The sequence below is a fragment of the Pseudomonas glycinae genome (assembly GCF_001594225.2).
GTDB lineage: Bacteria > Pseudomonadota > Gammaproteobacteria > Pseudomonadales > Pseudomonadaceae > Aquipseudomonas > Aquipseudomonas glycinae.
In genome coordinates this window covers 2752332-2768450 of sequence record NZ_CP014205.2, presented here as the reverse complement: position 1 = coordinate 2768450, position 16119 = coordinate 2752332, and the positions used below count along the sequence as shown (strand labels likewise).

Here is a 16119-nt window from a genome sequence, read left to right as displayed (position 1 = left end):
TCGATGCCCGTACCCGACCCGTTTCGCGAAGGCCTTGCCCGTGGCTGGAAAACCTACAACGGCGCACAACTGAACGATGACCTGACCCTGGAAACCGACGTGGCCATCATCGGCAGCGGTGCCGGCGGTGGCACCACGGCGGAGATCCTCAGCGCCGCCGGCTATAAAGTGCTGCTGATCGAAGAAGGCCCGCTCAAGACCAGCAGCGATTTCAAACTGCTGGAAGACCAGGCCTACAGCAGCCTCTATCAGGAAGGCATCGGCCGCATGAGCAAGGACGGCGCGATCACCATCCTTCAGGGGCGCGCAGTCGGCGGCACCACGCTGATCAACTGGACCTCGAGTTTTCGCACGCCCGAGCCGACCCTGGAACACTGGGCCAAAGAACACAACGTCAAAGGCCACAGCCCCGCCGACATGGCGCCGTGGTTCGAAAAAATGGAGCAGCGTCTCGGCGTCGCTCCGTGGATGGTGCCGCCCAACGCCAACAACGACGTGATCCGCAAAGGCTGCGAACAGCTCGGCTACAGCTGGCACGTGATCCCGCGCAACGTGCGCGGCTGCTGGAACCTCGGCTATTGCGGCATGGGCTGCCCGACCAATGCCAAGCAATCGATGATGGTCACGACCATTCCGGCGACTTTGGAAAAGGGTGGCGAGCTGCTTTATCTGGCCCGGGCCGAAAAGCTTTTGATCAACGGCGACAAAGTCATCGGCCTGCAATGCGTGGCGATGGACGAACGTTGCGTCGAACCGACTGGACGCACGATCACCGTCAAGGCACGGCATTACGTGCTGGCCGGCGGCGGGATCAACAGCCCGGCGCTGCTGATGCGTTCGGACGCACCGGATCCGCACAAACGCCTGGGCAAGCGCACCTTCCTGCATCTGGTGAACATGTCCGCCGGGCGTTTCGACGAGGTGATCAACCCGTTTTACGGTGCGCCGCAATCGATCTACTCGGACCATTTCCAGTGGAAGGACGGCACCACCGGCCCGATGGCCTACAAACTCGAAGTGCCGCCGCTGCACCCAGCGCTGGCCGCCACGTTGCTCGGTGGTTTTGGTCAGGAAAGCGCGCAACACATGGCGGACCTGCCGCACACCCACGCGATGCTGGCCCTGCTGCGTGACGGTTTTCACCCGGACAGCCCGGGCGGCAGCGTCGAGTTGCGCGGTGACGGCTCGCCGGTGCTCGACTATCAGGTCTCGCCTTACACCTGGGAGGGTCTGCGCCGATCCTTCCACAGCATGGCCGAGATCCAGTTCGCCGGCGGCGCCAAAGCGGTGATGCCGATGCACGCCGATGCGCGCTACGTGAACAGCCTGGCCGAGGCCCGCTCATTGATCGACAGCCTGAGTCTGGAGTTGTATCGCACACGTCTGGGCAGCGCCCACGTCATGGGCGGTTGCGCCATGGGCGAGGACCCGAAAACCGCCGTCACCGACAGCCTCGGCCGCCATCATCAACTGCGCAATCTGTCGATTCATGACGGCTCGTTGTTCCCCACCAGCATCGGGGCCAACCCGCAGTTGTCGGTGTATGGTCTGACGGCGCAACTGGCGACATCCCTCGGCGAACGGTTGAGAAACCCGTGAAAAAGACGAAATTTCCGATCGTCTATAGTGCTTTCTTACCCAACAGGCGACTTTCCCCACCGGGACGGCTGCGATACCATCCGACTCCCCAACGGATTCCCGCCAGGACGACGCGATGAACCGAGTGTTGTACCCAGGTACCTTCGACCCTATTACCAAGGGCCATGGCGATCTGGTCGAACGCGCCTCGCGCCTGTTCGACCATGTGATCATCGCCGTCGCCGCCAGCCCCAAGAAGAATCCGCTGTTCCCGCTGGAACAACGGGTCGAGCTGGCCCGCGAGGTCACCAAACACCTGCCGAACGTGGAAGTGGTCGGCTTCTCGACGCTGCTGGCGCATTTCGCCAAAGAGCAGAACGCCAACGTGTTCCTGCGTGGCCTGCGCGCGGTGTCGGACTTCGAATACGAATTCCAGCTGGCCAACATGAACCGCCAGTTGGCGCCGGATGTGGAGAGCCTGTTTCTCACCCCGTCCGAGCGTTATTCGTTCATTTCCTCGACCCTGGTGCGGGAAATCGCGGCCCTGGGCGGCGACATCAGCAAGTTCGTCCACCCGGCGGTGGCCGACGCCCTGACCCTGCGCTTCAAGAAGTAACGACCGTTCAAACGGCGCCCGCGTGCACTACGGGCGCCAATGCGGCACAATTGCGCGCATTGATTCATAGCGCCCGGGCTCCCCGCCCCGGCTGGAGTTAGCATGTCCCTGATCATCACCGACGATTGCATCAACTGCGACGTCTGCGAACCCGAGTGCCCGAACGCCGCCATCTCCCAAGGCGAAGAGATCTACGTGATCGACCCGAACCTGTGCACCCAATGCGTCGGCCACTACGACGAGCCGCAGTGCCAGCAGGTCTGTCCGGTGGATTGCATTCCACTGGACGAAGCCCATCCGGAGACTGAAGAACAGTTGATGGAGAAGTACCGCAAGATCACCGGCAAGGCTTGAGCCACTGAATCCGATCGCAGCTCCCGGCTGCGATCGCGTCATTCGCGCTGCTCGAATCCCTCCCCTGTGCAGCCCAGGCATCGCACGAATGCCGCTTTCGCCGGCGCCACCACCAGCGCCTCCCCCGCATCGCCAATCCCGCCACCCAGCGCGGTGAACGGCAACGACACGACGAACGCCCCGGCACCGATCACCGTTGCCACCACCAGCAATGGTCGGGCAATCAGCAGATCGCCGAGCATGGCGTAGGCCGGTGGATTCTGGATGGCGTAACGAGGGTCACCGCTGCCGCCTTCCGTGGCCTGAACGGTCAGGCTCAAGCACAGCAGCAGGGCAACGATGAGGGTTTGCAAGGACTTCATGGCACGATCCTTCGGGCTGAACAGTGAGACAACTCACTATAGACCGTAGGACTTTTTCGGACGCTTTGTTCAGCTTTGGCAGCGCGGGCACCAGACGCTGGCGCGCTGGCCGAGCTTCATTTCCCGCAGGCCCGTGCCGCAGACCTTGCAGTGCTCGCCGCCGCGACCGTAGACAAACAGTTCCTGCTGGAAATACCCCGGCTGCCCGTCGCCACCGATGAAATCACGCAACGTGGTGCCGCCGCGCTCAATGGCCGCCGCGAGGATGCGTTTGATCTCGATCGCCAGCTTCAGATACCGCGCCCGGGAAATGCCCTTGGCCTCTCGCCGCGGATCGATTCCGGCGGCGAACAGCGCCTCGGTCGCGTAGATGTTGCCGACCCCCACCACCACCGCGTTGTCCATGATGAACGGCTTGACCGCCATCGAGCGCCCGCGTGATAGCTGATACAACCGCTCGCCATCGAACAGATCGGTCAACGGCTCCGGACCCAGGCGGATCAGCAACTCGTGATTGAGCGGGTCGGTGCTCCAGAGCATCGCCCCGAAGCGCCGTGGATCGGTGTAGCGCAGGGCCAGGCCCGACTCCAGCTCGATATCGACATGCTCATGCTTGGCCGCCGGCATCCCGACCTCAACCAGCCGCAGGTTGCCCGACATGCCCAAGTGGCTGATCAATGTGCCGACTTCGGCGTTGATCAGCAGATACTTGGCGCGCCGCTCGACCAGCACGATGCGCTGCCCGGACAGGCGCACATCGAGGTCTTCGGGAATCGGCCAGCGTAAGCGCCGGTCACGCACGATTACGCGGCTGACCCGTTGGCCTTCCAGGTGCGGAGCAATGCCGCGGCGGGTGGTTTCGACTTCCGGCAGTTCAGGCATCAGTTCCTCGAATCATCAGCTTCTTGAATCAGTGCGCGCCAAGTTCGCGGATCGTCTGCTTCAACGTCTCGAAGTCGTAATCGGAAAGCCCGATATACTCGAGCACCAGCGGCCCGACGGCCTGCCATTCGAAGTCTTCGGTCTGGTTGCCCAGTACCCGGTAGGACGCGCAGATGTGCTCGGCCATTTTCAGGATCGCCAGCAGGTTTTTCATCTGACTGTTGCGCGAGGTCTCGTCGCTGAAGATCGCCAGGGCATTGTGATGGTTGGCGATGGCCGCGCTGACATGCTCCGGCAGGCGCCAGGACTTTGCGGTGTAATAGCCGACGACCGAGTGGTTGGTGTTGTAGACATCGTTCTCGGTGTCCACGACCCGGCGCTCGGCACTCGCATTGGCATAGGCCGTCTCCAGCGTGGTCATGTAGTCGGGGAAACGCTGAAGCATCAGCGGCACGCCGCAATCATGGAAAAGACCCAAGGCATAAGCCTCGTCGCTCGCCTCGGTGCCGACGCGCTTGGCCAGGGTCAGACAAGTCATGGCCACGTCCTGGGCGGTGTCCCAGAAACGGTTGAGGGTGACGATGGTGTCATCGTTCATTTCGCCCTTGATCGACATCGCGTTGATCAGATTGATGATCGAGCGACTGCCCAACAGATTCACCGCGCGCTTGATCGAGGTGATCTTGTTGCTCAGGCCGTAATAGGGCGAATTGACGATTTTCAGCAGCGAGCCGGACAGGCCAGGATCCTGGGAGATCAGCTTGGCGATCGTCTCCAGGTCGGGGTCGGGCATGTACTGCTCCATTTGCAGATCCACCATGATCTGCGGCTGCGCGGGCACACTGATGCCCTGCAGGGACTGTTGAATCTGTTCGGTGGTCAGCTCTTGGGACATAAGTACACACTCTGGGACAGGCGGCGATTCTAACCTCTAAAAACCGACGCACGACACACCAGTGGGCAATTCGCAGGAACTTTCACTTTCCACCAGCCTTCGGAATCTGTAGTGCCCGGAACAGATTCACGTCTGTCTCGGACAGTATTCCCAACAGACTCAGGAGCTTAACGATGGCGACTTCTCTCAGCGGCAAGCGCGTCGCTTTTCTGGTAACCGATGGTTTCGAGCAGGTCGAACTGACCGGCCCCAAACAGGCACTTGAGCAGGCAGGAGCGCAGGTTGACATCCTCTCTGCCGAAGCCGGCAGCGTCAAAGGCTGGAATCACGATAAACCGGCGGACGACTTCAAGGTCGACCAGACCTTCCAGGGCGCAAGCATCGATCAATACGATGCCGTGGTGCTCCCGGGCGGTGTGCAGAACTCTGACACCATCCGCATCGACCAGGACGCCCAGCACCTGGTCAAGACCGGTGCCTCCGCCGGCAAACCGATCGCAGTGATCTGCCATGGCAGCTGGCTGCTGATTTCGGCAGGACTGGTCAATGGCAAGACCATGACCAGCTACAAGACCGTCAAGGACGATCTGGTGAATGCGGGGGCGAACTGGGTTGATCAGGAGGTAGTAAAAGACGGCCACCTGATCAGCAGCCGCCAACCGGACGACATTCCGGCGTTCAGCAATGCGCTGATCGACGCGCTGTCGGCATAGAGCATAAGCGTATGGATACGGGGCGGGCCTGCTCGTGATGAGGTCTGCCGCGTTTCATCGCACACCAAACCCGGCATAAGGCGCAACACGGTATACTCCCGCTCTTTTTTCCGGAGCGACGTCATGTCCCTGCCTAGCTTGCGCCTCAAAGCCAACGCCGACCGTCGCCTGCGCGCCGGTCACCTGTGGATCTACAGCAACGAAATCGACGTGGCGGCGACCCCGTTGCACGGCTTCAAGGCCGGCGACCAGGCGATTCTCGAAGCCGCCGGCGGCAAGCCGCTGGGCATCGTCGCCATGAGTCCGAACAACCTGATCTGCGCCCGCCTGCTGTCGCGCGACATCAAGCTGCCGTTGGACAAGTCGCTGCTGGTCCATCGGCTCAACGTGGCCCTGTCACTGCGCGAGCGCCTGTTCGACAAGCCGTTCTATCGTCTGGTCTACGGTGATTCCGACCTGCTGCCAGGCCTGGTGGTCGATCGTTTCGGCGACATCCTCGTGGTGCAGCTCGCCTCGGCAACCATGGAAGCCCATAAAGATGACGTGATCGCGGCGCTGACCCAAGTGCTCAAGCCAAGCGGCATCCTGTTCAAGAACGACTCCGCCGCCCGCGATGCCGAAGGCCTCGAGCGCTACACCGAAACCGTATTCGGCGTGGTGCCGGAGTGGGTGGCTCTGGAAGAGAACGGTGTGAAATTCGAAGCGCCGGTCATTCAAGGTCAGAAAACCGGCTGGTTCTACGACCACCGCATGAACCGCGCCCGCCTGGCTCCTTACGCCAAAGGCAAACGCGTGCTGGACCTGTACAGCTACATCGGTGGCTGGGGTGTGCAGGCGGCCGCATTCGGCGCCAGCGAAGTGTTCTGCGTCGACGCCTCGGGCTTCGCCCTCGACGGTGTTGAGCGCAACGCTGCACTGAATGGTTTCGCCGACAAGATGACCTGCATCGAAGGCGACGTCTTCGAAGCCCTGAAGGAACTCAAGGCCAGCGAAGAGCGCTTCGACGTGATCGTTGCCGACCCGCCTGCGTTCATCAAACGCAAGAAAGACCTGAAAAACGGTGAAGGCGCGTACCGTCGCCTGAACGAGCAAGCCATGCGCCTGCTCAACAAGGACGGCATCCTGTTCAGCGCTTCGTGCTCGATGCACCTGCCGGAAGATGACCTGCAGAACATCCTGCTGACCAGCGCCCGTCACCTGGACCGCAACATCCAGCTGCTGGAGCGTGGTGGCCAAGGCCCGGATCACCCGGTACACCCGGCCATCCCGGAAACCCGCTACATCAAGAGCATCACCTGCCGCCTGCTGCCCAACAGCTGACAGACGCACGGCGTTGAAGCTATCGAAAGGGGAGCCCACGGGCTCCCCTTCTTTTTGTCTTGAACTTTGTTTTCCTACATTTATCGTCCTGCCGATGTGCAGGATATTTCCTTACATGTTTTATTTATTGGAATTTAACTTACACACTCACTTCCAGCCATAGATCACTCCGACAAAATTACTGGACAATTCCTACTTAATATTTGCTTGCGATTAATCCATTACAAACTATTATTAAGTCGTCACCACGAAGGTGACACCCACTAACCACGAAGCAAAAATGAACAAGGAGTTCAATCATGAAAGCAATTACTCTGGAATCCCGCACCCTCGCAAACCTGGCTTTTCTGGTCGCACCTAAAGCCCGTTAAGTAAGGTGGGCGCTGGGTATAGCCGGCTACCCAGCGCCTCTGACAAAGCACTTATCCAGAGCAGCGTGCCCTAACATGCATATAAATCCTTATTTATTCATACTGCCACGAACGCCCGGCCAGATAGTCTGGAATTACAAAGACCATACTCAACATGAACTTGATCTGGAACATTCCTCCCGACTGGCGCAACTTATCCACGACCCTGACCTATATGACAACAGCAACATAATAGACACACAGTTATTAAATGCGGGAATACTGACTTCTTCAAAAGTTCCGACACCTGTCTGGGGCTGGGATGAACTGTCCAGGATCTACCATATCGGGACTCGGAATATTCCGTGCGAATACACGCCCCGAAACATTCAGGAATGGTCCAGGCAATACCTCGAACACTGCAACACAGTGCTTGCCACTGCACCTGCGCACGACATCCTTGCGGATACAGGTTCGAACGCACTCATCGCCCTGCCCTCACCGCTGGTATTGAATGACGACAGCCTGTCGAATTCACTGATCCGGCGAAAGACCTGCCGCTCCTTCACCGGCACCGCCGTGTCACTGGACGATGTCGGCACCTTGCTTTACCTGTCCCTCGGTTACCTGCGAGAGCGCGAAGCCGACTGCGACGACAGCATCGCCGAAGGCCTTGGCGCGCGGCGCAGCAGTCCTTCCGGGGGCGGCCTCAATGCCTGCGCCGGGTTCGTGTTTGTACAGAACGTCGACGGACTGACGCCTGGGGTTTATGCCTACCACCCCACCGAACACGCCCTGAGCTTCATCAACCCTTTGCCCGACACCGCACCTGGCAATCTGCTGGGGGGCCAGCACTTCATCAATAACCTGCCATTGGGGCTGTTCATCACCGCCCGCTTCGACCGGCTCTGGTGGAAATACCCGCACTCGCGCGCCTATCGAATGGCGCTCGTCGAAGCCGGGCATCTTTCGCAGACGTTTCAACTGGTGGCTACAGCGCTCGGCATGAACACCTGGCTCACGGGTGCGTTTTCCGATGATCAGGTCGAAACGTTGCTGAAGTTCGAAAACAGTGCGGAACAACCCTTGTTCTTCGTCGGTTGCGGGGAAAGCGACGGCCAGGCGATGTGTCAGGAAATGCGCGACCTGCTGCGTGAGGCCCAGCCATGAGCGCTCTCTCCAGGGAGCCGGTCTTTCAATTCTCCCTGAATGACTGGAACACCCGCGCCTCGGTCCGCACCAGCACCCACGATTATCGTTTGCCGGCCAACGTGCAGGAACAACTGGAGACCCGGCACTGGTTTCCGCCGACGTTTCTACCGTACCTGGCCCATCCGGTCATCGAAGCAGCGGGCCGCTCGATGCTGCATCGGCTCACGGCCCGGCATCTGGTGCATTTTCTCGACTACACCACGCTGCTCGAACACCGGATCGTCAATCGCGCCGTCGAAACCATTGTCCACGGCGAGCTGCCCGTCGCGGTGCCGGCGCCGATGAAAACCGCCGCGCTCCAGCTCTACACCGACGAGGGCTACCACGCCCTGTTTTCCAACCAGGTGGCGGAGCAGATCGCCAGCCTCTACGGCATCACCAAGCGTCCGGTCATGCCCAGGCGAATCACCCGGATGAACCTGCTGATCGCACGCACAGACCAGCAGCAAAGGCCGCTGGCGTGCTTCTTACTGGGTTTCGTCTCGGAAACCATCATTGCCCGTGAACTGCTGGATGTCTGCCGCGACAGTCTGGTGTCCGGCGTCAACGACATGTTGCGCGATCACCTCACCGACGAAGCGCGCCACAGCCGGTATTTCACCGAAGTGTTCCACTATCTCTGGCTGCACCTGGACCCAAGGCAGCGAACGTTCACCGCGACGACCTTGCTCGACATTCTGGAAATCTTCTTCGAAGTGGATGAGCACTGGCTGCGGGAAAGCCTCTGCGGCGCGGACATTGCAGGCACCACGGTAATGGAGATTCTCGGCACGATCACAACGGCCCAGGCCAGTCGCCAGCGGGCACGCACCGGCAGCCTCGCCACAATGAGCGCGCTGAAGAAAGCCGGATTTTTCGCCGAACCTCAAAACCAGACACTTTTTGCCAGGGCAGGACTGATTGATGGATGACGGACAATCTGCGGTGACCCAACGACAGCGGCGCGGAGCTGTCAGCCTTTTGCTGGCGATGGTGCTGCTCGGCGTCTTTCCGCTGGATGTCCTGCTGCCTTCGTTTCCGGCACTGGCTGAGCACTTTCGCAGCACTCCGGCGGATATTGCCCTGTCGATCAGCCTGTTCGCGGTCGGGATTGCCTTCGCCCAGTTGCTGATCGGGCCCCTGTCGGATGTGATCGGACGCAAAGGCCTGCTGCTCGCAGGCATGAGCGTATCAATGCTCGGCGCCCTCGGATGCGTGATGACCTCGGATTATTCGCTGTTTCTGGTTTTTCGGGTGGTGCAGGCGCTGGGTTGCGGCTGTTTCGTGCTGTCACAGGCGCTGGTGCAGGATCTGTTCGAAGGCGAGGAACGTGATCGCCTGCGGATTCTGATGGTGACCGCCACCGGGATCTTCATTTCCGTATCTCCATTGGCCGGAACCTTGCTTCAGGCCGCGCTTGGCTGGCGCGGCAGCTTCTGGGTGTTCTCCGCACTGTCCGCCATCGTGCTACTCAAGGCATGGTGGTTTCTGGACAACAGCCGACCGGCAGCCCGTGGTACATCCACCCATTTCCTGAGGGCTTACCGGCGGGTACTGGGAGACTTCGACTTCGTCGGTTACTGGCTGATTTCAGCCTTCGCCTTCGCCTGCCACTTTTCGTTCATCGTGATTTCGCCGCTGATTTTCATGGACCGCCTGCAACTGTCTGCTTATGACTTCTCGCTGATCCTGCTGATCTACGGCGCCGCGTATGTGATCGGGGGCATCCTCGCCAGCGTACTGAGCAGACGCATCAACGGTAGCCAGCAAATTGTTGTCGGGCTGAGCCTGATCCTGTTCGCCGGCCTGACCATGCTGTACCTGGCATCGAACTTCGCACTGACCCCGACCACGGTGCTGATCCCGATGTTGATCTGCACCGCTGGCACCACCATCGCCCGGCCCGCCGCCACGTCGCGGGCTATGAGCCTGTATCCCGAAAATGCTGGCACGTCTGCATCCGCCGGCAGCACGCTGATCTTCATCTGCGGCGGCTTGATCAGTGCGTTGATCAGCCTGAGCCCTGCCAACCTGCAATCCACGCTGGGCTACTGCTTCGTGATACTCAGCGGAGTGGCACTGGCGTTGAACGCGCGGATCAGCCGTCGCAACGATCTGGTGGGGCAACCGGACAGCGATTAACCCTGCCGGTCGTCATCCCGCACGCTTCGTCAGCACTGGAACAACGTTTTGCGCCATTCCCTCCTGACGCCAGCGGTGTAGAATCGCGAGATTCATCGCCATTCATCCCCGGCGGGTTTATGAGCTCAGGCTGAGACCAGCGGCGATCCCGCAACGTCATCGGCAACATCAGGACACACGGCCATTTCTGAGTGTTCCAGACGTCAATAGAAGCTCACTCCCCTTTGATACCTGATTAGCCGCCCGGAGTGCTCCATGCCAGATTACCGCTCGAAAACATCCACCCACGGCCGCAACATGGCCGGCGCCCGCGCACTGTGGCGCGCCACCGGGATGAAGGATGACGACTTCAAGAAGCCGATCATCGCCATTGCCAACTCCTTTACCCAGTTCGTACCGGGCCACGTTCACCTGAAGGACCTGGGTCAGCTGGTTGCCCGTGAGATCGAACGCGCTGGCGGCGTTGCAAAAGAATTCAACACCATCGCCGTGGATGACGGCATCGCCATGGGCCACGACGGCATGCTGTATTCGCTGCCGAGCCGCGAGATCATCGCCGACTCCGTCGAGTACATGGTGAACGCCCACTGCGCCGACGCCATCGTCTGCATCTCGAACTGCGACAAGATCACCCCCGGCATGCTGATGGCCGCGCTGCGCCTGAACATCCCGGTGATCTTCGTCTCCGGCGGTCCGATGGAAGCCGGCAAGACCAAACTGGCCAGCCACGGTCTCGACCTCGTCGACGCCATGGTGATCGCCGCCGACTCCAGCGCTTCTGACGAGAAGGTTGCCGAGTACGAGCGCAGCGCCTGCCCGACCTGCGGTTCGTGCTCCGGCATGTTCACCGCCAACTCGATGAACTGCCTGACCGAAGCCCTTGGCCTTGCATTGCCGGGCAACGGTTCGACCCTGGCCACCCACAGCGATCGCGAGCAACTGTTCCTGCAGGCCGGCCGCACCATCGTCGAACTGTGCAAACGCTACTACGGCGAGAACGACGAGTCGGTACTGCCGCGCAACATCGCCAACTTCAAGGCGTTCGAGAACGCGATGATGCTCGACATCGCCATGGGCGGTTCAACCAACACCATCCTGCACTTGCTGGCCGCTGCCCAGGAAGCCGAGATCGACTTCGACCTGCGTGACATCGATCGTCTGTCGCGCAAGGTGCCGCAACTGTGCAAGGTCGCGCCGAACATCCAGAAGTACCACATGGAAGACGTGCACCGCGCCGGCGGCATCTTCAGCATCCTCGGTTCGCTGGCCCGTGGTGGCCTGTTGCACACCGACCTGCCGACCGTGCACAGCCGCAGCATGGAAGAAGCCATCGCCAAGTGGGACATCACCCAGACCGACGATGAAGCCGTGCATCACTTCTTCAAGGCAGGCCCGGCCGGTATTCCGACGCAAACCGCGTTCAGCCAGTCGACCCGCTGGGAAACCCTGGACGACGACCGTGAAAACGGCTGCATCCGCAGCTTCGAACACGCCTATTCGAAAGAAGGTGGCCTGGCCGTGCTGTACGGCAACATCGCCCTGGACGGTTGCGTGGTGAAAACCGCCGGTGTCGACGAGTCGATCCACGTGTTCGAAGGCAACGCGAAGATCTTCGAAAGCCAGGACAGCGCCGTGCGCGGCATCCTCGCCGACGAAGTGAAGGAAGGCGACATCGTCATCATTCGCTACGAAGGCCCGAAAGGCGGCCCGGGCATGCAGGAAATGCTCTACCCGACCTCGTACCTGAAATCCAAAGGCCTGGGCAAAGCCTGCGCCCTGCTGACCGACGGCCGTTTCTCTGGCGGCACTTCTGGTCTGTCCATCGGCCACGCTTCGCCAGAGGCTGCGGCCGGCGGCGCGATCGGCCTGGTGCAGGACGGCGACAAGGTGCTGATCGACATTCCGAACCGCTCGATCAACCTGTTGATCAGCGACGAAGAGCTGGCGGCACGCCGGGTCGAGCAAGACAAGAAAGGCTGGAAACCGGTCGAGAAGCGTCCTCGCAAAGTGACCACTGCCCTCAAGGCCTACGCCCTGCTGGCGACCAGCGCCGACAAGGGTGCGGTGCGCAACAAGGCGATGCTCGACGGGCTGTAAGCGTCAAATCGCAGAAACAAAAATGCCCCGCCAAGTGCGGGGCATTTTTTTGCCTTCAGGTTTTGATCGTTCCCACGCTCCCGCGTGGGAATGCCTCAAGGGACGCTCTGCGTCCAGTGACGCGGAGCGTCACGGGCTGCATTCCCACGCAGAGCGTGGGAACGATCATCGCGCTCTGCTCGGAAGCGATCACCGTAGCAATTACTGGATTTCTTCCGGTTTGACGATCACCCAGTTCTTGTCCGCCGTCACCGGCAAACCTTCTTTCGCCTGGGCCGCCGCGTGTTTGGCCATCATGCCCTGGATCTGGGTCATGTATTTGTCCTTGCGGTTGACCCACAAGTGAATGCCGCCCTTGGCCACGTCTACATCATGGAACAGCATGTAGCCGTCGCTGGTCGGCGTGTCGCCACCCACCAGTACCGGTTTTTTCCACTCGTCGATGTAGGTCAGAATTGCCGCGTGCTTGCCGGCCATCCAGGTCGCCGGGGTCCACAGGTACGGGGTCAGTTCGAGGCCGAGGTTGGCTTTCTCGTCATATTTGCCGGCGGTGATCTGCTTGCGCGCGGTGGTCAGCTCGCCGGTTTCGCGGTTCTTAAGCAACGTGGTCACGCCGATCACGTTCTGCGGTTTGACGTTGTAGCCGTACTTCGGATCGGCCGCGACCATGCGCACCAGTTCTTCGGAGGCGGCGGTCATCACGTAGACCTCGATGCCGTTCTCCATCAGCTTGTTGTACAGCTCTTTCTGGCCAGTGAAGATCTTCGGCGGATTCACATCCAGATTCTTGACCACATCACCTTCGTAATAAGTCGCCGGCACCGGTTTGCCCGAGGCCATCAGCTCATCGACGTAGCCCTTGAGTTCCTTGAGGGTGAAGCCGGAAAACACCTGCGCGACCCATGGATAGCAGACCATGTCGTCGACTTCGCAGAGGCGGTAGTAGTAGCTGAACAGGCTTTCCTTGTGGTCGGCGGTGTCCTTGAACGGCATCAGTTTGAGGGAGGGGTCGAGCTTGTCGCGGGTGATCAGACCCTTGTTTTCCATGAACGGCAGCAACGACTCTTCGAGGTCGTAGCGGTAACTGGTGTTGTCCATGTCGAACACCGCGTAGTTACCCTTGTTGGCGTTGGCGGCGATCATCGCGTCCAGCGCCTTGGCCTGATCGGCCGGCCAGTGTTTCAGGTCGGTGGCGAATGCCTGAGTGGCCAGGCCCATCCCCACAGTCAGTGCGACAGCCAGAAATTTCGGTGTGAACTTCATTGGCGCTTTCTCCCTGGGTCAAAGAATTCGACGCTAACAAATATGTGTGACAGTCCTCGTCTGTCAGCGACCGTCCACGTCCGTTTCGCGCCAGCTGCATCCCCGAGAGCGACACGCGCTTATTCCAAAAACGACGGTCAACCTTTGATTTCGGTATTAAATCATTGGAAATCAAGCTGTTAGGCTTGCCGGTTCGCAACAGCCCCGGAAGGCTGTTGGCAAAGTCTTTTCTGGAGTTCTCATGAATCTGCCCCTGATTCTCAACTTGCTGGTGTTCCTCGCCCTGCTCTTCGGCTTGGCGCAAACCCGTCACACCTCGTGGAGCCTGGCGAAAAAAGTCCTGCTCGCGCTGGTGCTGGGCGTGGCACTCGGCGTCGCGCTGCACACGATTTACGGCGCCGGCAATCCGGTGCTGAAAGCCTCGATCGGCTGGTTTGATCTGGTCGGCAACGGTTACGTGCAACTGCTGCAAATGATCGTGATCCCGCTGGTATTCGCCTCGATCCTCAGTGCCGTGGCCCGTCTGCACAACGCTTCTTCGCTGGGCAAGATCAGCTTCCTGACCATCGGCACGCTGCTGTTCACCACCGCGATTGCGGCGCTGATCGGCATCGGCCTGACCAACCTGTTCGGCCTGACCGCCGAAGGCCTGGTTGCCGGCACGCAGGAAATGGCCCGTCTGCAAACCATTCAGACCGACTACGCCGGCAAGGTCGCCGACCTGAATGTGCCGCAACTGCTGCTGTCGTTCATCCCGCAGAACCCGTTCGCCGACCTGGCCCGGGCCAAGCCGACCTCGATCATCAGCGTGGTGATTTTCGCTGCGTTCCTGGGGGTTGCCGCGCTGCAACTGCTCAAGGATGACGTCGAGAAAGGTCAGAAAGTGATCAACGCCATCGACACCCTGCAAGCCTGGGTGATGCGCCTGGTGCGTCTGGTGATGAAGCTGACCCCCTACGGCGTGCTGGCGCTGATGACCAAAGTGGTCGCCGGTTCCAACCTGCAGGACATCATCAAGCTCGGCAGTTTCGTGGTGGTGTCGTACCTCGGTCTCGGCCTGATGTTCGTGGTGCACGGCCTGCTGGTGTCGGCGGCCGGGATCAACCCGCTGCGTTTCTTCCGCAAGATCTGGCCGGTGCTGACATTCGCGTTCACCAGCCGCTCCAGCGCAGCGAGCATTCCGCTGAGCATCGAAGCGCAGACCCGTCGTCTGGGCATTCCGCAATCGGTGGCAAGCTTCGCTGCTTCGTTCGGCGCGACCATCGGCCAGAACGGCTGCGCCGGTCTGTACCCGGCGATGTTGGCGGTGATGGTTGCGCCAACCGTCGGCATCAACCCGCTGGATCCGCTGTGGATCGCGACGCTGGTGGCGATCGTGACCCTGAGTTCGGCTGGTGTGGCGGGCGTGGGTGGCGGTGCGACCTTCGCCGCGCTGATCGTGCTGCCGGCCATGGGCTTGCCGGTTTCGCTGGTGGCGTTGCTGATTTCGGTCGAGCCACTGATCGACATGGGTCGCACGGCGCTGAACGTGAGCGGTTCGATCACCGCTGGCGCGATTACCAGCCAGGCGATGCAGCAGACCGACAAGGCACTGCTGGATGCCGATGAGCATGCGGAGCTTGCTCAGGCATAAGTCTTGATACTGATCGTTCCCACGCTCCTGCGTGGGAATGCCTCTAGGGACGCTCCGCGTCCAGTGACGCAGAGCGTCACGGGCTGCATTCCCACGCGGACGGTTCGACGCCTCGACGTGGGAACGATCACATTGAGCTAAACCCGCTCCCAGACTTCGAAGTTGTAAGCCGGTTTGTCGCCTTCAGCCGGATTCGGCACGTTCGACACCAGTTTCCACTGGTTCAGATCGAACTCCGGAAACCACGCATCGCCTTCCGGGCTCAGTGCCACACGGGTCAGATACAGACGATCCGCCTGCGCCAGCCCCTGCGCATACAACTGCGCCCCGCCAATCAGCATCAACTCATCGACGCCCTGCTCTTTCGCCCACGCTTCGGCGCGAACCACGGCCGCTTCCAGCGACGGATAGACTTCCGCGCCTTCCAGCACCAGATCGGTCTGGCGGCTGACCACGATGTTCAAGCGGCCCGGCAGCGGACGACCCAGCGAATCCCAGGTCTTGCGGCCCATGATGATCGGCTTGCCGAGCGTCGTGGCCTTGAAGTATTTGAAGTCCCCCGGCAGGTGCCAGGGCATGCTGTTGTCGACGCCGATCACACGGTTTTCACCGAGGGCTGCAATCAGGCTGAGGGGGAGTGATTTAGTCATGCCGGCGAGGATACCAGAGCCGCCCTTACCCCGATAAGCGCCACAGCGGTTATGCTCACGGCTCAATCAAGCA

Annotated in this window: 15 protein-coding genes; 10 read left to right on the top strand and 5 right to left on the bottom strand. The window is 60.6% G+C overall.

What is annotated here, in order from left to right:
- The first annotated feature begins 3 nt into the window (after nt 1-3).
- The 3 genes from AWU82_RS12460 (at nt 4) to AWU82_RS12450 (ending at nt 2548) form a co-directional block, all read left to right on the top strand.
- Nucleotides 4-1599, top strand: coding sequence for a GMC family oxidoreductase (locus tag AWU82_RS12460; protein ID WP_064380066.1), 1596 nt, complete (start codon nt 4-6; stop codon nt 1597-1599).
- A gap of 115 nt (nt 1600-1714) precedes the next feature.
- A complete protein-coding gene (gene coaD, locus AWU82_RS12455) occupies nt 1715-2194 on the top strand; it encodes a pantetheine-phosphate adenylyltransferase (RefSeq protein WP_003229157.1) in 480 nt (159 codons plus the stop codon).
- A gap of 102 nt (nt 2195-2296) precedes the next feature.
- The gene (locus AWU82_RS12450) at nt 2297-2548 is read left to right on the top strand and encodes a YfhL family 4Fe-4S dicluster ferredoxin (RefSeq protein WP_003195146.1); all 252 of its coding nucleotides are present in this window, start codon (nt 2297-2299) and stop codon (nt 2546-2548) included.
- Nucleotides 2549-2586: 38 nt separating this feature from the next.
- Here the strand turns inward: AWU82_RS12450 and AWU82_RS12445 are convergent, their stop codons facing one another.
- From AWU82_RS12445 to AWU82_RS12435, 3 genes are all read right to left on the bottom strand, one after another.
- Nucleotides 2587-2910 carry a hypothetical protein gene (locus tag AWU82_RS12445; protein ID WP_011336397.1) on the bottom strand — a complete coding sequence of 108 codons (324 nt, stop codon included), beginning with the start codon at nt 2908-2910 and terminating at the stop codon, nt 2587-2589.
- A gap of 69 nt (nt 2911-2979) precedes the next feature.
- The gene (mutM, locus tag AWU82_RS12440; RefSeq protein ID WP_007953423.1) at nt 2980-3792 is read right to left on the bottom strand and encodes a bifunctional DNA-formamidopyrimidine glycosylase/DNA-(apurinic or apyrimidinic site) lyase; all 813 of its coding nucleotides are present in this window, start codon (nt 3790-3792) and stop codon (nt 2980-2982) included.
- Nucleotides 3793-3820: 28 nt separating this feature from the next.
- The gene (locus AWU82_RS12435) at nt 3821-4633 is read right to left on the bottom strand and encodes an HDOD domain-containing protein (protein ID WP_166673436.1); all 813 of its coding nucleotides are present in this window, start codon (nt 4631-4633) and stop codon (nt 3821-3823) included.
- Nucleotides 4634-4860: 227 nt separating this feature from the next.
- On the opposite strand from AWU82_RS12435, the gene AWU82_RS12430 reads away from it, so the two are divergent.
- The 6 genes from AWU82_RS12430 to ilvD all read left to right on the top strand — a co-directional run bounded on the left by AWU82_RS12430 (nt 4861) and on the right by ilvD (nt 12500).
- Nucleotides 4861-5400, top strand: a complete 540-nt coding sequence (locus AWU82_RS12430; protein WP_064380062.1) for a type 1 glutamine amidotransferase domain-containing protein — start codon at nt 4861-4863, stop codon at nt 5398-5400.
- 123 nt (nt 5401-5523) lie between these two features.
- Complete coding sequence (locus tag AWU82_RS12425; protein ID WP_064380060.1) at nt 5524-6720, top strand: class I SAM-dependent rRNA methyltransferase; 1197 nt, start codon at nt 5524-5526, stop codon at nt 6718-6720.
- A 446-nt stretch (nt 6721-7166) separates the two neighbouring features.
- The gene (locus AWU82_RS12420) at nt 7167-8240 is read left to right on the top strand and encodes a SagB family peptide dehydrogenase (protein WP_064380058.1); all 1074 of its coding nucleotides are present in this window, start codon (nt 7167-7169) and stop codon (nt 8238-8240) included.
- Nucleotides 8237-9193 (top strand): diiron oxygenase, encoded by a 957-nt coding sequence (locus AWU82_RS12415; protein ID WP_064380056.1) that lies wholly within the window; start codon nt 8237-8239, stop codon nt 9191-9193. Before AWU82_RS12420 ends, AWU82_RS12415 begins: the two co-directional genes overlap by 4 nt.
- Entirely contained in the window at nt 9186-10403 is a 1218-nt protein-coding gene (locus AWU82_RS12410; RefSeq protein WP_064380054.1) for a multidrug effflux MFS transporter, read from the top strand. Before AWU82_RS12415 ends, AWU82_RS12410 begins: the two co-directional genes overlap by 8 nt.
- A gap of 255 nt (nt 10404-10658) precedes the next feature.
- Nucleotides 10659-12500, top strand: a complete 1842-nt coding sequence (gene ilvD / locus AWU82_RS12405; protein ID WP_064380052.1) for a dihydroxy-acid dehydratase — start codon at nt 10659-10661, stop codon at nt 12498-12500.
- A 201-nt stretch (nt 12501-12701) separates the two neighbouring features.
- Here ilvD and pchP read toward each other — a convergent pair whose 3' ends face one another.
- Nucleotides 12702-13763, bottom strand: a complete 1062-nt coding sequence (pchP, locus tag AWU82_RS12400) for a phosphorylcholine phosphatase PcpP (protein ID WP_011336406.1) — start codon at nt 13761-13763, stop codon at nt 12702-12704.
- Nucleotides 13764-14004: 241 nt separating this feature from the next.
- Here pchP and AWU82_RS12395 point away from each other — a divergent pair, with 241 nt between their 5' ends.
- Complete coding sequence (locus AWU82_RS12395) at nt 14005-15396, top strand: L-cystine transporter (RefSeq protein ID WP_064380051.1); 1392 nt, start codon at nt 14005-14007, stop codon at nt 15394-15396.
- Nucleotides 15397-15533: 137 nt separating this feature from the next.
- Here the strand turns inward: AWU82_RS12395 and AWU82_RS12390 are convergent, their stop codons facing one another.
- Nucleotides 15534-16046 carry a dihydrofolate reductase gene (locus AWU82_RS12390; protein WP_064380044.1) on the bottom strand — a complete coding sequence of 171 codons (513 nt, stop codon included), beginning with the start codon at nt 16044-16046 and terminating at the stop codon, nt 15534-15536.
- Between the last annotated feature and the right edge of the window lie 73 nt (nt 16047-16119).

Bases quoted from the DNA above. Each gene is read 5' to 3' on its own strand.
- AWU82_RS12460 (WP_064380066.1), top strand. From the start codon at position 4: ATGCCCGTACCCGACCCGTTTCGCGAAGGCCTTGCCCGTGGCTGGAAA.
- coaD (WP_003229157.1), top strand. From the start codon at position 1,715: ATGAACCGAGTGTTGTACCCAGGTACCTTCGACCCTATTACCAAGGGC.
- AWU82_RS12450 (WP_003195146.1), top strand. From the start codon at position 2,297: ATGTCCCTGATCATCACCGACGATTGCATCAACTGCGACGTCTGCGAA.
- AWU82_RS12445 (WP_011336397.1), bottom strand. From the start codon at position 2,910: ATGAAGTCCTTGCAAACCCTCATCGTTGCCCTGCTGCTGTGCTTGAGC.
- mutM (WP_007953423.1), bottom strand. From the start codon at position 3,792: ATGCCTGAACTGCCGGAAGTCGAAACCACCCGCCGCGGCATTGCTCCG.
- AWU82_RS12430 (WP_064380062.1), top strand. From the start codon at position 4,861: ATGGCGACTTCTCTCAGCGGCAAGCGCGTCGCTTTTCTGGTAACCGAT.
- AWU82_RS12425 (WP_064380060.1), top strand. From the start codon at position 5,524: ATGTCCCTGCCTAGCTTGCGCCTCAAAGCCAACGCCGACCGTCGCCTG.
- AWU82_RS12420 (WP_064380058.1), top strand. From the start codon at position 7,167: ATGCATATAAATCCTTATTTATTCATACTGCCACGAACGCCCGGCCAG.
- AWU82_RS12415 (WP_064380056.1), top strand. From the start codon at position 8,237: ATGAGCGCTCTCTCCAGGGAGCCGGTCTTTCAATTCTCCCTGAATGAC.
- AWU82_RS12410 (WP_064380054.1), top strand. From the start codon at position 9,186: ATGGATGACGGACAATCTGCGGTGACCCAACGACAGCGGCGCGGAGCT.
- ilvD (WP_064380052.1), top strand. From the start codon at position 10,659: ATGCCAGATTACCGCTCGAAAACATCCACCCACGGCCGCAACATGGCC.
- pchP (WP_011336406.1), bottom strand. From the start codon at position 13,763: ATGAAGTTCACACCGAAATTTCTGGCTGTCGCACTGACTGTGGGGATG.
- AWU82_RS12395 (WP_064380051.1), top strand. From the start codon at position 14,005: ATGAATCTGCCCCTGATTCTCAACTTGCTGGTGTTCCTCGCCCTGCTC.
- AWU82_RS12390 (WP_064380044.1), bottom strand. From the start codon at position 16,046: ATGACTAAATCACTCCCCCTCAGCCTGATTGCAGCCCTCGGTGAAAAC.